The organism is Streptomyces virginiae, from assembly GCF_041432505.1.
Taxonomy (GTDB): domain Bacteria; phylum Actinomycetota; class Actinomycetes; order Streptomycetales; family Streptomycetaceae; genus Streptomyces; species Streptomyces virginiae_A.
On the sequence record NZ_CP107871.1, the window covers coordinates 6,386,186 to 6,402,109 of the forward strand.

At 73.2% G+C, this 15,924-nt stretch carries 12 protein-coding genes; 6 read left to right on the forward strand and 6 right to left on the reverse strand.

The window, feature by feature from the left end:
• Nucleotides 1–172 precede the first annotated feature (172 nt).
• The 3 genes from OG624_RS29755 to OG624_RS29765 all read left to right on the forward strand — a co-directional run bounded on the left by OG624_RS29755 (nt 173) and on the right by OG624_RS29765 (nt 4,546).
• Complete coding sequence (locus OG624_RS29755; protein WP_033217462.1) at nt 173–2,293, forward strand: DNA gyrase/topoisomerase IV subunit B; 2,121 nt, start codon at nt 173–175, stop codon at nt 2,291–2,293.
• 175 nt (nt 2,294–2,468) lie between these two features.
• The gene (locus OG624_RS29760; RefSeq protein ID WP_161293115.1) at nt 2,469–2,957 is read left to right on the forward strand and encodes a DUF485 domain-containing protein; all 489 of its coding nucleotides are present in this window, start codon (nt 2,469–2,471) and stop codon (nt 2,955–2,957) included.
• Nucleotides 2,954–4,546: a solute symporter family protein gene (locus OG624_RS29765; RefSeq protein ID WP_033217464.1), complete on the forward strand. Its 1,593-nt coding sequence runs from the start codon at nt 2,954–2,956 to the stop codon at nt 4,544–4,546. Before OG624_RS29760 ends, OG624_RS29765 begins: the two co-directional genes overlap by 4 nt.
• A gap of 33 nt (nt 4,547–4,579) precedes the next feature.
• On the opposite strand, the gene OG624_RS29770 is transcribed toward OG624_RS29765, so the two are convergent.
• The 5 genes from OG624_RS29770 to OG624_RS29790 form a co-directional block, all read right to left on the reverse strand.
• Nucleotides 4,580–5,281 carry a response regulator gene (locus OG624_RS29770; RefSeq protein WP_033217466.1) on the reverse strand — a complete coding sequence of 234 codons (702 nt, stop codon included), beginning with the start codon at nt 5,279–5,281 and terminating at the stop codon, nt 4,580–4,582.
• Nucleotides 5,278–6,894, reverse strand: coding sequence for a sensor histidine kinase (locus OG624_RS29775; RefSeq protein ID WP_371593589.1), 1,617 nt, complete (start codon nt 6,892–6,894; stop codon nt 5,278–5,280). Before OG624_RS29775 ends, OG624_RS29770 begins: the two co-directional genes overlap by 4 nt.
• A gap of 72 nt (nt 6,895–6,966) precedes the next feature.
• Entirely contained in the window at nt 6,967–7,461 is a 495-nt protein-coding gene (locus tag OG624_RS29780; protein ID WP_326749142.1) for a cupin domain-containing protein, read from the reverse strand.
• A gap of 51 nt (nt 7,462–7,512) precedes the next feature.
• The gene (locus tag OG624_RS29785; RefSeq protein WP_371639996.1) at nt 7,513–7,935 is read right to left on the reverse strand and encodes a DUF4267 domain-containing protein; all 423 of its coding nucleotides are present in this window, start codon (nt 7,933–7,935) and stop codon (nt 7,513–7,515) included.
• Between the two features lie 47 nt (nt 7,936–7,982).
• Nucleotides 7,983–8,615, reverse strand: coding sequence for a hemerythrin domain-containing protein (locus OG624_RS29790; protein ID WP_352163107.1), 633 nt, complete (start codon nt 8,613–8,615; stop codon nt 7,983–7,985).
• 228 nt (nt 8,616–8,843) lie between these two features.
• On the opposite strand from OG624_RS29790, the gene OG624_RS29795 reads away from it, so the two are divergent.
• Nucleotides 8,844–12,197, forward strand: a complete 3,354-nt coding sequence (locus OG624_RS29795) for a BTAD domain-containing putative transcriptional regulator (protein ID WP_371639997.1) — start codon at nt 8,844–8,846, stop codon at nt 12,195–12,197.
• A 61-nt stretch (nt 12,198–12,258) separates the two neighbouring features.
• Here OG624_RS29795 and OG624_RS29800 read toward each other — a convergent pair whose 3' ends face one another.
• Complete coding sequence (locus tag OG624_RS29800; RefSeq protein WP_033217478.1) at nt 12,259–13,494, reverse strand: citrate synthase; 1,236 nt, start codon at nt 13,492–13,494, stop codon at nt 12,259–12,261.
• A 65-nt stretch (nt 13,495–13,559) separates the two neighbouring features.
• Here OG624_RS29800 and OG624_RS29805 point away from each other — a divergent pair, with 65 nt between their 5' ends.
• Both OG624_RS29805 and OG624_RS29810 read left to right on the forward strand, forming a co-directional pair.
• Entirely contained in the window at nt 13,560–14,726 is a 1,167-nt protein-coding gene (locus OG624_RS29805) for a citrate synthase (RefSeq protein ID WP_352163105.1), read from the forward strand.
• A 24-nt stretch (nt 14,727–14,750) separates the two neighbouring features.
• On the forward strand, nt 14,751–15,848 hold the full coding sequence (locus OG624_RS29810) for a CobW family GTP-binding protein (RefSeq protein ID WP_371639998.1): 1,098 nt from the start codon (nt 14,751–14,753) through the stop codon (nt 15,846–15,848).
• Nucleotides 15,849–15,924 lie beyond the last annotated feature (76 nt).

Consider the following 15,924-nt stretch of genomic DNA (forward strand, 5'->3'; position numbering starts at 1 on the left):
TTCCTTCACCCGCGCGGGGGATCGAACACTCGTACGGATCTGGACTAGGCTGAGCAATGCGCGAGGGTGGCGTTGCATCGGCTCTACCTGGCCTCGGTACCCTTCGAGCGGCACCCGAGCCACCCCTGCGCCCGACCGGGCCAGAAAAGAAATTCAGCGAGGAGCGAACTGCGTGACCGCCGACACGTCCGTGCCTTCCAGCGCGCTGCTGTCCGGAGCAGACCGGGACGGTTCCAACTACACCGCGCGGCACCTGCTCGTCCTCGAAGGGCTGGAGGCCGTCCGCAAGCGCCCCGGCATGTATATCGGCTCCACCGACAGTCGGGGCCTCATGCACTGCCTGTGGGAGATCATCGACAACTCCGTCGACGAGGCCCTGGGCGGGTACTGCGACCACATCGAGGTGATCCTGCACGAGGACGCCTCCGTCGAGGTCCGGGACAACGGCCGCGGCATCCCCGTGGACGTCGAGCCCAAGACCGGCCTGTCCGGCATCGAGGTCGTCATGACCAAGCTGCACGCCGGCGGCAAGTTCGGTGGTGGCTCGTACGCGGCCTCCGGCGGTCTGCACGGCGTCGGCGCCTCCGTGGTCAACGCCCTCTCCGCCCGTCTCGACGTCGAGGTCGACCGCAACAGCGCGACCCACGCCATCAGCTTCCGTCGCGGCGTGCCGGGCATGTTCACCGAGCAGGGCGCCGAGAGCCCCTTCGACCCGGCCAACGGCCTGCGCAAGGTCAAGCGGGTCGCCAAGGGCAGGACGGGCACCCGGGTCCGCTACTGGGCCGACCGCCAGATCTTCCTCAAGGATGCCCGGCTCAACCTGGAGACGCTCTACCAGCGCGCCCGCCAGACCGCCTTCCTCGTCCCCGGCCTGACCCTGGTCGTCCGCGACGAGCGCGGCATCGACGGGGCCGGCAAGACCGAGGAGACCTTCCGCTTCGACGGCGGCATCAGCGAATTCTGCGAGTACCTCGCCCAGGACAAGGCCGTCTGCGACGTCCTGCGCCTGAGCGGCACGGGCACCTTCAAGGAGACCGTCCCGGTCCTCGACGACCGCGGCCACATGACCCCCACCGAGGTCACCCGTGAGCTCGGCGTGGACATCGCCCTGCGCTGGGGCACGGGGTACGAGACCAACGTCAAGTCCTTCGTGAACATCATCGCCACCCCCAAGGGCGGCACCCACGTCTCCGGCTTCGAGCGCTCGGTCGCCAAGACCGTGAACGAGGTCCTGCGCTCGGCCAAGCTGCTGCGCGTGGCGGAGGACGACGTGGTCAAGGACGACGCGATGGAGGGCATGACGGCGGTCGTGACCGTCCGGCTCGCCGAGCCGCAGTTCGAGGGCCAGACCAAGGAGGTGCTCGGCACCTCCGCGGCCACCCGGATCGTCGCCGCCGTGGTCGCCAAGGAGCTCAAGGCCTTCCTGACCTCCACCAAGCGTGACGACAAGCAGCAGGCCCGCGCCGTGATGGAGAAGATCGTCGCGGCCGCCAGGACCCGGATCGCGGCCCGTCAGCACAAGGAGGCGCAGCGTCGCAAGACCGCGCTGGAGACCTCCTCGCTCCCCGCGAAGCTGGCCGACTGCCGCAGCGACGACGTGGACCGCAGCGAGCTCTTCATCGTCGAGGGCGACTCGGCCCTCGGCACCGCGAAGCTCGCCCGGAACTCGGAGTTCCAGGCGCTCCTGCCGATCCGCGGCAAGATCCTCAACGTCCAGAAGTCCTCGATCTCGGACATGCTCAAGAACGCCGAGTGCGGAGCGATCATCCAGGTCATAGGAGCCGGCTCGGGCCGGACCTTCGACATCGACGCCGCCCGGTACGGCAAGATCGTGCTGCTCGTCGACGCCGACGTCGACGGCGCGCACATCCGCTGCCTGCTGCTCACGCTCTTCCAGCGGTACATGCGACCGATGGTCGAGGCGGGCCGGGTCTTCGCGGCCGTGCCTCCGCTGCACCGGATCGAGCTGGTCCAGCCGAAGAAGGGCCAGGACAAGTACGTCTACACGTACTCGGACAACGAGCTGCGCCAGACCCTCCTGGAGTACCAGCGCAAGAACATCCGGTACAAGGACTCGATCCAGCGTTACAAGGGCCTCGGCGAGATGGACGCGGACCAGCTGGCGGAGACCACCATGGACCCCCGCCACCGCACCCTGCGCCGGATCAACATCGGCGACCTGGACTCGGCCGAGCAGGTCTTCGACCTGCTCATGGGCAACGAGGTGGCGCCCCGCAAGGAGTTCATCACGAGCTCCGCGGCGACCCTGGACCGCTCCCGCATCGACGCCTGATCCGGGTGCCGCCGGAGCCCGGCGGCACCCGACACCGAACGCGCCACGGCATACCGGCGCTCATCGCTCCATCACCTGTTGGAGTGAAGAGCGCCGGTACACCAGTCCGGAAAGCGCCCAGTCCGCACATCCTTGTGGGCACGCGGCCAATGCGGCAGCGGACAAGGAGAGTTCGGTGGACAAGCACGAAGGTCGTGATACCGGAACGATCCGGCTGGACGACCCCTGGTACGACGCACTGGCCGTCGGGTGGGGCGAGGGTGAGGAAACGTCCCAGCCGGCCCCGGTCCCCGGTGGCGGACGCCCCGCCCCCGGCGCATCCGACATCTACCTCGAAGTGCAGCGCAGTGCCGCCTTCCAGGAGGTGCGCGCCCGCTACCGCAGGTTCGTCGTCCCCGCCACCGCCGGGTTCTTCCTCTGGTACGTCGCCTATGTGGTCGCCGCCACCGCCGCGCCCGGCCTCATGGCCCGGCCCGTGGTGGGCGCGGTCAACGTGGCCATGCTGGCGGGGCTCGGCCAGTTCCTCAGCACCTTCCTGCTGACCTGGGCGTACGCCCGGCACGCGCGGCTGCGGCGGGACCGGGCCGCGCTCGATCTACGCTGGACCGTCTTCGAGCAGGAACGCGGTCAGGACCGGACCCGGGCGAGGAGGGCGGGCCGGTGACCACCGAACACCAGACCCTCGCGCTGATCCTGTTCAGCCTCTTCATCGCCGTGACCCTCGGCATCACCACCTGGGTCAGCCGGAACCGGCACGGGTCGGCCGAGGAGTTCTATGCCGGCGGGCGACTGTTCTCCCCGATGGAGAACGGTTTCGCCATCGCGGGCGACTACATGTCCGCCGCCTCCTTCCTCGGCATCTCCGGCCTGATCGCCCTCTTCGGCTACGACGGCCTGCTGTACTCGGTGGGCTTCCTCGTGGCCTGGCTCGTGGTGCTGTTCCTCGTCGCCGAACTGGTCCGCAACTGCGGGCGTTTCACCCTCGCCGACGTGGTCGCGGCCCGGATGAGCGAGCGTCCGGTGCGGATCGCGGCCGGCACCTCCTCGGTGGTGGTCTCCGTCCTGTACCTCATCGCGCAGATGGTCGGCGCGGGCAGTCTGGTCGGCCTGCTGCTGGGGAATTCGAGCGCCGTCGCCCGGACCCTCACCGTGGTGGGGGTGGGCGCGCTGATGGTGGTCTACGTGTCCTTCGGCGGGATGCGGGCCACCACCTGGATCCAGATCGTGAAGGCCGTGCTGCTGATGGGTGGCGCGATCACCCTGACCGTGCTCGTGCTGCTGCGCTTCCACGGGAACTTCGACCAGTTGCTCACCAGCGCAGCCGACCGCAGCGGACACGGGCGGGCGTTCCTCGGCCCCGGCCTCAAGTACGGCGGGGACTGGACCGCCCGGATCGACTTCATGAGCCTCGGTCTCGCCCTGGTCCTCGGGACCGCCGGGCTGCCGCACATCCTGTCGCGGTTCTACACCGTGCCCACCGCGCGGTCGGCCCGTCGCTCGGTGGTGTGGGCGATCGGGCTGATCGGTGGCTTCTACCTGATGACCATCGTGCTCGGCTTCGGAGCGGCCGCACTGGTGGGACCGGACGAGGTGCGGGCGTCCAACGCCTCCGGGAACACGGCCGTCCCGCTGCTGGCGGCCTTCCTCGGCGGGGGTGCCGGTACCACCGGGGGCGCGGTGCTGTTCGCCTTCGTCGCCGCCATCGCCTTCGCCACCATCCTGGCGGTGGTGGCCGGCATCACCCTCGCCTCCTCGGCATCCGTCGCGCACGACCTGTACGCCTCGCTCAAGCGCCGGCACGCCCGGCAGCGCAGCGAGGTCGCGGTGGCCCGGGTCGCGGCCGTCGGCATCGGGGCGGTCGCGATCGCCCTCGGACTGCTCGCCCAGGACCTCAACGTGGCGTTCCTGGTGGGGCTGGCCTTCGCGGTGGCGGCCTCGGCCAACCTGCCGGTGCTGCTGTACTCGCTCTTCTGGCGCGGCTTCACCACGCGCGGAGCCGTCTGGTCGGTGTACGGAGGCCTGATTCCGGCGGTGCTGCTGGTGCTGATCTCGCCGGTGGTGTCGGGCAGCGCCGAATCCCTCTTCCCCGGAGTGGACTTCCAGTACTTCCCGCTGCAGAACCCGGGGATCGTCTCCATCCCCCTGGGCTTCCTGGCGGGCTGGCTGGGCACCGTCACCTCGGGCGAGGAGCCGGACGAGGCGAAGCACGCGGAGACGGAGGTCCGCTCCCTGACCGGAGCCGGAGCGGTCTGACCGGAGCCGGAGCGGCCGGGCGTCCGGCTCCCGTCAGGCCGGTCCCTCCGACGGGAGCCAGGTGTAGCGGTGCTCCGGGCGGCCGGTCTCGCCGTAGCGCAGGGCGAGGCTGACCCGGGCGGTGCGTTCGAGGAGTTTGACGTAGCGCTGGGCGGTCTGTCGGCTGATGCCCGCGCGGTCGGCGATCTGCTGGGTGGACAAGGGGCCTTCTGCGGACCGCAGCACCTGGCGGACGAGCTCCGCCGTGCCGGCGGAGTGGCCCTTGGGGAGCTCGTTCGGGGATCCCGCTGCGGCGAGGGCGCCGAAGATCCGGTCCACCTCGTCCTGTTCGGCCTCGCCGCCCGTCTCCAGGGTGCGGCGCAGGGATCCGTACGCCTCCAGACGGCTGCGCAGTCCGGCGAAGGTGAAGGGTTTGACCAGGTACTGCAGGGCGCCGAGACGCATCGCGGCTTGCACGGTGGCGAGATCGCGGGCGGCGGTGACCATGATCACATCGGTGCGGTGGCCGAGTTGGCGCAGGCGCCGCACCAGGTCCAGGCCGTTCTCGTCCGGGAGGTAGTGGTCCAGGAGGACCAGGTCCACGGGATGCGAGCCGAGGAACTCCAGGGCCTCGGCGGCCGAATGGGCCTGTGCCGTCACCTGGAAACCGGGAACCTTCGCCACGTACGCCGCGTTGATCAGGGCAACACGCACGTCGTCGTCGACGACCAATACGTGGATCGGGGTCTCGTTCACCGCAGGGCCTCCGGGAGTACGACGGAGAATTCCGCCCCTCCGTCCGCTGCTTCACCGGCCCGGGCGCTGCCGCCCTGCCGCTCCGCGAGGCGGCGTACGAGGGCGAGGCCCAGCCCGCGCTCGCGGTGGGCCTTGGGCTGCTTGGTCGACCAGCCCTCCGTGAAGATCTCCTCGCGGCGCGCGGCGGGCACCCCGGGGCCGCTGTCGCGCACCCGCAGCACGGCGGTTCGACCCTCCGCGCGCAGCTCCACCTCGACCAAGGGCGCCGCCGAACCGGTGGCCGCGTCCAAGGCGTTGTCCACGAGGTTGCCGAGGATCGTGACGAGGCCGCCCGGGTCCACCAGGCGGTCGGGGAGGAGGGTGGTGCCGGCCAGACGCAGCGGGACGCCGCGTTCGGCGGCGACGGTCGCCTTGCCCACCAGAAGGGCGGCCAGCAGGGGGTCGTGGACCTTCTCGGTGACCTGCTCGGCCGTCGTCCGGTGCACGCCGGCGACCTCGGTCACGAACTCCACCGCCTCCTCGTGCAGGCCCAGCTCCAGCAGGCCGAGGAGGGTGTGGAGGCGGTTGGCGTGCTCGTGGTCCTGGGCGCGGAGGGCATCGATCAGGCCCCGGGTGGAGTCGAGCTCGCGGCCCAGGTGCTCCAGCTCGGTGCGGTCGCGGAGGGTGGCGACGGCGCCGCCGTCCTCGGTGGGCATCCGGTTGGCCACCAGCACCCGGGAGCCCTGGACGGTGAGCAGGTCCTGGCCGGTGACGCGGCCCGACAGGACGTCGGTGGTGCGGCCCGTGCCCAGTACGTCCTCCAGCGGACGCCCCGCGCAGCCGTCGGCGGCGTCCGGGGCGAGGCCCAGCAGGCGGGCGGCCTCGTCGTTGACCAGCCGGACCCTGCCGTCGGGGGCCAAGGCGATCACGCCCTCACGGATGGAGTGCAGCATGGCCTCGCGCTCGGCGAGCAGGCCAGCGATGTCGGAGAAGGCCAGATCACGGGTCTGCCGCTGGATCCGACGGGAGAGCAGATAGGCGGCGAGCGCACCGGCCGCCAGAGCGCCGCCCGCGTAGGCGAGCAGGCCGGGGATCGCACCGAGCAGCCGGTCGCGGACGCTGTCGTAGGCGATGCCGACCGAGACGGCGCCGACGATCTCACCGTCGGCCGCGAGGAGCGGGACCTTGCCGCGGGCGGAGCGGCCCAGGGTGCCGTCGTCGATCTCCATGACCTCACGTCCCGCCAGAGCGTCGCTCGGGTCGGTGGAGACGGGCAGCCCGATCCGGTCGGCGCTCGGGTGCGAGCGACGGATGCCGTCCAGGTCGAGCACGACCACGTACTCGGCTCCGGTGGCCCGGCGGATCCGCTCGGCCGAGGACTGGACGGGGCTGTCGGCCGAGGCCCCGGAGGACAGGACCCCGGCGGCCAGCGCGGGGTCGGCCGCGGCGCTCTGCGCGATGGCCAGGGCGCGCCGCATGGCCTGGTCGTCGAGCTGGGCGCTGAGCGGTGCCAGGAACAGTCCGGTCGCCAGTACGGCGACCCCGGCGGCGATGGCCAGCTGGGTCAGCAGGATCTGGGAGACGGCCCGTCTGGGCAGCCCGAGGCGCCGAGCGCTCAAGAGGGGGAACCGCATGGGCAGCAACGGTAGGTCGGCTCCGGTGCAAGCGGAATGCTTACGCCCGACTTGTCGGTCACCCCACTCCCGTCATGCCCGGACCGTGTTCCAGGCCTCACTGCGGGTGAAGTAGGTGTCGTAGAGCTCCTGGACGTCCAGCAGGGACTCCGGCGGCACCTTGCCGTAGGCGATCCGTTCCAGGTGGCGGAAGTACTCGAACCGTTCGATGCCGGGTGTGATGACGATGAGGATGTCGGCGTTCTCACCGGGCGCGGCGGCGAACGCGTGATCGAGGCCGGGCGGCACGATGACGAGGTCTCCGCGTTCCGCGGTCACCACCTGGTCGCCCGACAGGAGCTGAGCGGTGCCGTCGAGCAGGTAGAACAGCTCGGCGGACCGGGTGTGGTGGTGGGGCGCGGCGCCGTTCGCGCCGTCCAGCAGGCTCACCCGCTGTGTCGACAGGGCGCCGCCGGTGGACGTGCTGTCGGCGAGGAGCCGGATGGTGGTCGGGGCGGCGCCGATCGTCTCGGCCTCGGTCGAGCGCACGATCACCGATTCGTCGAAGGAAGGCACGATCAGGGACATGGCGTCTTCTCCTGGTGAGAGGGGCGGGAGGTGGGGAGGGCGGGCAGGTGGTCAGGCCTGGGCCGGCTCGGCGGCGGTGCGGACGGCCGGGGTCGGGCGCTCACGCAGCAGGAGGACCGCGGTCAGGGCGACGGCGAGAGCGGTGGCCCCGTGCACCCCGTAGGCATGACTCGCGGGCCCGCCTTCGGTGGCGACGATCACCATGTCGCCGGCCGGGACGAAGGTGGTCGCCGCCATCGCCCAGCCGAGCGCCCGGCGCTGCCCGGTGAGCAGGAGCGCGAGGATGACCAGGCCGCTCGCGATGTCGCGGACGCCTTTGACGGCGAGGAAGCCGGTGCCGTCGTGCTGCGGCCACGTCGGCAGCCCGAAGCCGGCGGCGGTGGCCTGTGGTGCGAACAGGTAGCTGAGGCCGACGTACACGATGAACAGGGCGCCCGCGGCGGCCAAAGCGGTGGCGAGGTGCTTGAGGGACATGACAGCTCTCCTGAAGGTGGGTGGGGAGGGGCGGCGGGGGAGGGGGATCAGCGCGGAGCGGCGGTGCGGCGGACGGCCCGTACCCGGCGGGCGTAGGCCGGGCGCCCGACGGTGCGCCACAGCAGGCGCCCGGCGAGGGGCAGCCCGGCGAGCATCGCCGCGCGCTCGGTCCGGTCGGCGTCCTCCAGGACCATCCCGAGGAAGAACAGCAGCTTGGGCTTGGGCGTGCTGGTCAGGAAGTGCTCGCCCAGCCGGTCCCACTCCTCCGCGGACAGGTGGCGGGCGGCGAGCGGCAGGAGGGATTCCTCCTCGTCGTCCAGGTGCTCCCGCAGCACGGTCCGGTGCTCGGCGAGCAGCGAGACGAGCGTGTCGCGTTCCGCCTCCCCGGCCCGGCGCTCCCAGGCGGGCAGAGCCTCGTCGGCGGCGGTCAGGCTCGCGGCCACCCGCTCGTGCTGGTCCTCCATGCGCAGGACGAGATCGGCTTCGAGGTCGACCCGGGCCATCAACGGCGGCCACAGGTAGGCGTCCTCGCCGTGGTGGTGGCCCGTCAGGCCGAGCCGGTAGTCGCGGAAGTGGTCCCCGAGGAGCCGTGCCCGCGCCGTGTCGCCGGGGGCGACCGCGGCGATCAGCTCGACCAGCAGCCGAGCCTCGCGGCGCAGGCCGCGGTGGATGACCACCATCTCGTGGGTGTGGGGCCGCGCCGCGCTCCGTCCTGCCCGCGGTGCCCGTGCCGTTCCTGATTGCGTCGTCTTCATGGAAAGAGACTCGACGCCGGTACATGGAGGGCTCTTGGAAGCCACTTGGAGCGACCGGAGGTGCCGGAGGAACCGGAGGATCGGACGGATCTCTGACGCCGTTCGGCTTTGTACGGGCGGGAGTTGGCCGAATCCGCGTAGGTTGGTGCGGTCATGGTCCACATACGCGTACTCGGTTCCTTCGCGGCCGAGCGGGACGGCGAGGCGATCCCGCTCGGCGGCCACCGGCAGCGTTCCGTACTGGCCCTGCTCGTGGCGGCGCGTGGCCGGGTCGTGTCCGTCGACCGGATGATCGAGGAACTCTGGCAGGGGGCGCCGCCCGCCCGTGCCGTGGCCTCGCTCCAGGCCTACGTCTCCAACCTGCGCCGCCTCCTCGAACCGGGCCGGGCCCCGCGCACCCCCGCCCGGATGCTGGTGAGCGCGCCGCCCGGGTACGCGCTGCGGCTGCCCGACGACGCCGTCGACGCCTGGCGCTTCGAGCGGCTGCTCGCCCGGGCCCGCGAAGCCCTGCCTGCCGAGCCGGACACCGCCGGAGCCCTGCTCCGCGAGGCGCTGGGGCTGTGGCAGGGGCCGGCGTACGCGGAGAGCGCCGACGAGCCGTGGGCCCACGCGGAGATCATGCGGCTCGGCGAGCTGCGGCTGGCCGCCCGCGAACTCGGCGTCTCCGCCGGGCTGCGGGCCGGCGCCGACCTGGCGGCTGCGGTCGCCGAGGCCGCGCTGCTGACCCGTGAGGAGCCGCTCCGGGAGGAGGCCTGGCGACTGCACGCCCTCGCGCTGTGGGCGGCGGGCCGACAGGCCGACGCACTCGCGGCGCTGCGCCGGGCCAGGACGGTCCTGGCCGACGAGGTGGGACTGGATCCCGGCGCCGCCCTGGTCGAGCTGGAACAGGCGGTCCTCACCCAGGACGGCCGTGTACTGCGCGAGGCCACCCGGCCACCGCAGACGGTGCCGGCCGCGCCGCCGGAACGGGCGCCGCTGCCCACGGAGCCGGCCGCCGACGGGGTCGAACCGTTCGTCGGGGTCGAACCGTTCGTCGGGCGCGAGGAGGAACTGGCCCGGTTGACGGCGCAGGCGCATCGGGCCCGCTCGGCCGGCCCCCGCGTCGCGCTGGTCAGCGGCGAGGCCGGGCTGGGCAAATCGGCGCTGTTGCGCGCCCTCGACGACCGGCTCCGCGCCGAGGGCTGGCTCGTCGCCTTCGGCCGCACCACCGATGCCGAGGGCGCGCCACCCGCCTGGGCCTGGGTCGAAGCACTGCGCGCCCTCGCCGAGGCCGCCCCGCCCGAGCCCGCGGCGGCCGCCGGGCTGGCGCCCCTCCTGGCCGAGGACGCTCCCGCCACCACCCGCGCGGCCGGCGGCGAGGACGTCGCCGCCGGGCGGTTCCGACTGCACCGCGCCGTCGGTCGGTGGCTGGCGCGGGCCGCGCGCGAGCGGCCCGTCGCCGTCCTCCTGGACGATCTGCACTGGGCCGACGCCGAGACGCTGGCGCTGCTTTCGGGTGCGGCCGACCTCCCCGCGGGTACCGCCCTGCTCCTCGTCGGCGCGTACCGGCCGGAGGACGCGGAGGGCCGACTCGGCGACACCCTGGCCGGCCTCGCCCGGCGCGCACCGGCCCGGATCGCGCTGCGCGGCCTCGCCGAGGAGGCCGTGGCCGAGCTGGTCCGTGCGGTGGGCGGCCCGCGGGTCGACGCGGAGGTGCTGGCCGCGCTGGCCGAACGCACGGGAGGGAACCCCTTCTACGTCCGGGAGAGCGCCAGGTTGTTGGGCAGCGAGGGCTCGCTCGTGGCACTGTCCGAGGTTCCCGAAGGCGTACGCGACGTGCTGCGGCGCCGGCTCGGACGCCTCCCCGAGCCGGTGGTGTCCGTGCTGCGCCTGGCCGCGGTCGCCGGACGGGAATCCGACGTCGAGGTCCTGGTGGGGGCGGCGGACACCGGCGAGGACGGCGTACTGGGCGCGCTGGAGGCCGGCCTGCTCGCCGGCCTGCTGGTCGAATCCGAGCCGGGGCGGGTCCGGTTCGCCCACGCGCTGGTACGCGACACCCTGCTGGCGGACCTCAGCCGGTTGAGGTCCTCGCGGATGCACGGCCGGATCGCGGTCTGCCTGGAGCGGCTCGCCCCGGACGACGTCTCCGCGTTGGCCCACCACCACGTACGCGCGGCCTCCTCGGCGACGGCGGCGAAGGCCGTCGCCTACTGCTTGCGGGCCGCCCGGCTGGCCGAGAGCCGCTTCGCCCATGACGTGGCCGCCGCGCTGCTCGCCGAGGCCGTGGAGTGCTTCGAGCGGGTCCCCGCGGAGTCCGGCGGCGACCGGGACGCCGAACGCGTCGAGTTGTTGGGCCGGCTGGTACGGGCCCAGGTGCGGGCGGGAGCGGTCATGGCCGCGCGGACGACCCGGCGTACGGCGATCGACCGTGCGGTCGGCGCGGGCCGGGACGACCTGCTGATCGCGGCGTTCACGGCATGGACCGAGCCGACGCCGTGGCAGACGCGACCCTACGGCGTGGTCGACGCACCGGTGGTGGAGCTGCTGGAGCGGCTGCTGGCGCGACCCGGTCACGAACCCGCCGTACGGTGCCTGCTGCTGGGCGCGTACGCCGCCGAGCTGTCCGACGCCAAGGTGGCGAGCGTACGGGAGGGCGCGCGCGAGGCGCTCGCCCTCGCGGAGGGCACCGGGGACCCCGTGCTGCGGGCGGGGGCGCTCGCGGCGCTGGTCAAGGAACTCGACGCCGACCTCGAATGGCCCGAACGCGCCGCCCTGGGAGGCGAACTCGAACGGATCGGCGCCGTCCACGAGCTGCCGGGCCACCAGTGGTACGGGATGTTCATCCGCTCCACGGCATCGGCCGCTGAGGGTGATGTGGCCGGTGCCCGCCGACTCGTCGGCCGGTGGACGCAGTTCGCGCGGACCTACCGGATGCCGGGGCCGGCCGCCGTCGGCGAGACCGTCGAGGCGACCTGGGCCCATGTCGAGGGGCGGTTCGAGGAGGCGGAGCGTCTCTACGGGCAGGCGGCCGCGCGGATGGCCCGGCAGGGGTCCCCGCACGCGGAGGGGATCCTGGCGGTCGCCATCGCGACCCTGCGGGCGAGCCAGGGCCGGCTCGCGGAGCACCTGCCGCGGCTACGGCAGGTGTACGCGGCCTTCGGACCGCCGGCCGGAGACCTGCTCGCGGTGGCGCTGGCCGCCGCGGGCGAGGAGCGGGAGGCGCGCGAGATCCTCGACCGGGCGGGTTCGCTGCGGACGGACTACTTCTTCAAGGTCTTCGCGACCTTCCGGGCGATGACCTTGGTCACCCTCGGGGAGCGGGCGGGCGCCGAGGAGTTGTACGCGGCCCTGCTGCCGTACCGCGACGCCCCGCCGGTCTCCTCCGGGTTCACCGTGGCGGTCCGGCCGGTCGCCCGCACCCTGGGCGAGCTGGCCGTGCTGCTGGGCCGCGAGGGCGAGGCGGCCGGCCACTTCGCGCGTGCGGAGTCCATCGCCGATCGGTGGCACAGCCCGTGGGGGGCCGCCTGACGCCTGACGCCTGACGCCGGGCGCAGGAGTCCGGCCGGCCCGGCGGTTCCGGCCGGACCCGTCACGGCATCGGCTGCGGCGGGCGGGGCCCGTGGTACTGCCCGCTCGGCCGCATCCGCAGCGGCCGCTCCTGGTACTCCTCCAGCGCGTGCGCCATCCAGCCCGCCGTACGGGCCACAGCGAAGACGGTCTCCCCGGCCTCCGCCGGCATCCCGCACGAGACCGTCAACACCGCCAGTGCCAGGTCCACATTGGCGTGCAGCCCGCCCTGCCGGGCCATCACCGCGGCCACCTCGCGCGCCGCGTCCAGCGCGGGACCGGCCTGCCCCAGCCCTTCCAGCCGGGCGAAGAGCGCCCGCGCCCGCGGGTCCTCGCCCTGGTACAGCCGGTGGCCGAGTCCGGGAACCCGGCGTCCCGCCCGCAGGTACTCCGCCACCACCGGCGCGGCTCCGCCCTGCTCCAGCACCTCCACCAGCATCCGGTGCGCCAGCCGTCCCGCCGCGCCGTGCAGCGGGCCCTCCAGAGCGCCGAGCCCGGCGGACACCGCCGCGTACGGATGGGCCCGCGCGGAGGCGGCCACCCGTACGGCCAAGGTCGAGGCGGCGAGGTCGTGGTCGACCAGGAGGGCCAGCGCGAGGTCCAGCACGGCCAGTGCGTCCGGGTCCGGCTCCCGCGCCGTCAGCCGCGACCACAACCGGCGGGCGATCCGGCCGTCCCCGGACCATCGGGTCGCACCCGCCGTGGGGAGCGCGCCGACCATGGTGGGGATCAGGGCGCGCGCGGAGCCGAGCACCGCCTCCTCCGACAGGTCGAAGCGCAGCGGGTCCGCCACCGCGGCGGCGGCGACCGCCACCCGCAACCGGTCGATGGGGCCGCCGTGTTCCGGCAGGGCGGCCACCGCCCGCCGGGCCGCCTCCAGGGCCTGCGGGGGAGCGGTGAACCGGGCCCCGGGCGTGAGGGTGCCCGTCCACAGCCACTCGGCGACCTCCTCGTAGCGGTACCGGGAGGCCAGCTCCACGGCGTCCACGCCGCGGAAGTAGTACCGGTCGGGCTCGATGAGGGTGAGCGCCGTACGGACGGAGGGCTCCCCGGTGGGTGCCGCCGCCTCGCGCCGGCTGCGCCGGGCCAGCGCCTCGACCTCGGCGGCGTCGAAGCTGCTGCCCCGCCCGGCGGGATCGCGGCGGCTCGTGAGCTGGCCCCGGCTGACGTACGCGTACACCGTCGCCGGTTTCACCCCGAGTGCGCGGGCCGCCTCCTGCGTGGTGAGCCTGCGCCCGCTGTCCGTCTGGTCGCTCATGACCCACACCCTACAGATGGACAGCTATATTGAGTCAATCAATATTGACAGCGATTGAATCCATCATGGATGGTCGATCCATGAACACCACCTTGGAAGTACCCCGCGGCCTCGCGGGGGTCGTGGTCACCGAAACCGCTCTGGGTGATGTCCGGGGCCGGGAGGGCTTCTACCACTACCGCCAGTACTCGGCCGTCGACCTCGCAGCCACCCGCACCTTCGAGGACGTGTGGCACCTGATGTTCCGCGGCGCGCTCCCGGTCGACGCCGCCGGGCGCGCCGCCTTCGCCGCCGAGATCGCCCCCTTGCGCCGACTTCCCTCGGAGGTACGGGACGCCCTGCCCGCCCTGGCCCGGGCCACCCGGCTCTCCGGCCCCCTCGCCGGGCTGCGCACCGCGCTCTCGCTGCTCGGGGCCTGCGCCGGCTTCCGGCCGGTCTACGACCTCGACCCCGATCGCCGGGCCGCCGACGCGCTGGCCGCCTGCGCCGCCGTACCGACCCTGCTGACCGCCCTGCACCGACTGGGGCAGGGCCTGGAGCCGGTGGAACCGCGGGACGACCTCCCGTACGCCGCCAACTACCTCTACATGCTGACCGGCCGGGAACCCGACCCGGTCCGGGCCCGCGCGGTCGAGCGGTACCTGATATCCACCGTGGACCACGGCTTCAACGCCTCGACCTTCACCGCCCGGGTGATCGCCTCCACCGGCGCCGATGTCGCGGCCTGCCTGACCGGGGCGATCGGCGCGCTCTCCGGCCCCCTGCACGGCGGCGCCCCCAGCCGTGCCCTGGACACCCTCGACGCCATCGGGACCGTGGACCGGATCGGGCCGTGGATCCGGGAGCGGGTCCTGGCGGGCGACCGGATCATGGGCTTCGGCCACCCCGTCTACCGCACCGAGGACCCCCGGTCCCGCATGCTGCGCGAGATCGCCCTCCGGTTCGGCGGTCCCCTCGTGGACTTCGCCGTCGAGGTCGAGCGCCAGGTCGAGGAGATCCTCGCCGAACTGAAGCCGGGCCGCGAACTGCACACCAACGTGGAGTTCTACGCGGGCGTGGTCATGGAGCTCTGCGGACTCCCGCGCGAGATGTTCACGCCCACCTTCTGCGCGGCCCGCGTGGTCGGCTGGAGCGCGAACATCCTCGAACAAGCCACCGATTCGAAGATCATCCGTCCGGCCGCCCGGTACACCGGCCCCACCCCTCCCCACCCCGTGCCGCCCCTGCGCTGACGGAGGCCGGCTACGATCGACCGGGTGAACAGCAGGCAGCCCATCCCCGTCGTCGTCCTCGCCGGTTTCCTCGGATCAGGCAAGACCACCGTGCTGAACCACCTCCTCGCCGGTCGCGGCGGCACCCGCATCGGGGTGGTGGTCAACGACTTCGGATCGATCGAGGTCGACGCGATGTCGGTGGCCGGCCAGGTCGGTGACTCGATGGTCTCCCTCGGCGGCGGCTGCCTGTGCTGCGCCGTCGACGGCAGCGAACTCGACGCCTACCTGGAGAAGCTCTCCGCACCCGTCCACCGGATCGACGTGATCGTCATCGAGGCGAGCGGGCTGGCCGAGCCCCAGGAGATGATCCGGATGCTCATGGCCAGCGAGAACCCGGACATCCGGTACGGCGGCATGGTGGAGGTCGTGGACGCCGCCGAATTCGACGCGACCCGGGCCAGGCACCCGGAGACCGACCGCCACCTCGCCGTCGCCGACCTGGTGGTGCTCAACAAGACCGACCGGGTGGACGCGACGGAACGGGCCCGGATCGAGCGCGAGCTCGCCGTGCTCTGCGCCCCGGGCACCCCGGTCGTGGGCGCCGACCACGGGCGGATCGACCCGGAACTCCTCTTCGACCGCAGGCCCTGGACCGAGACCCGGGGGCAGCTCTCCTTCGAGGACCTGCTCGCGGAGGCCGACGGCAACGGCGACGGCCACGACGGCTGCGGCCACGCGCACGCCGCGTACGAGAGCACGGAGTTCACCACCGAGCAGGCCCTGTCCCCGCGCCGGTTCATCGACTTCCTCGACCGGCGCCCGGCCGGGCTCTACCGGATCAAGGGCTTCGTCCACTTCGGCGTACCCGGGCACGACGACTGCTACGAGGTCCACGCCGTCGGCCGCTTCCTCCGCTTCGCCCCGAGGCCTTGGGGGCGGGGCGAAGCACGCGTGAACCGGCTGGTCCTGATCGGCTCCGGCACCGACGGGCCCGGACTGCTGCGCGAGCTGGAGGCCTGCCGCGAACCGGCCCCGCACGAGGCACGCCCCGAGAGCATGTGGTGCGTACTGCGGTACGTGGCCAGGCCCGAGCCCGGGACGGAGCCGGAGGCCGAGCCGGATCCCTCGGACGAGGGCTGAGGGCTGAGGGCCCGGCAACCGGGCCCGAGGAGCCGCGCGCCCCGCCTGATCGGTGGGACCTCGCGGACAGCACCCT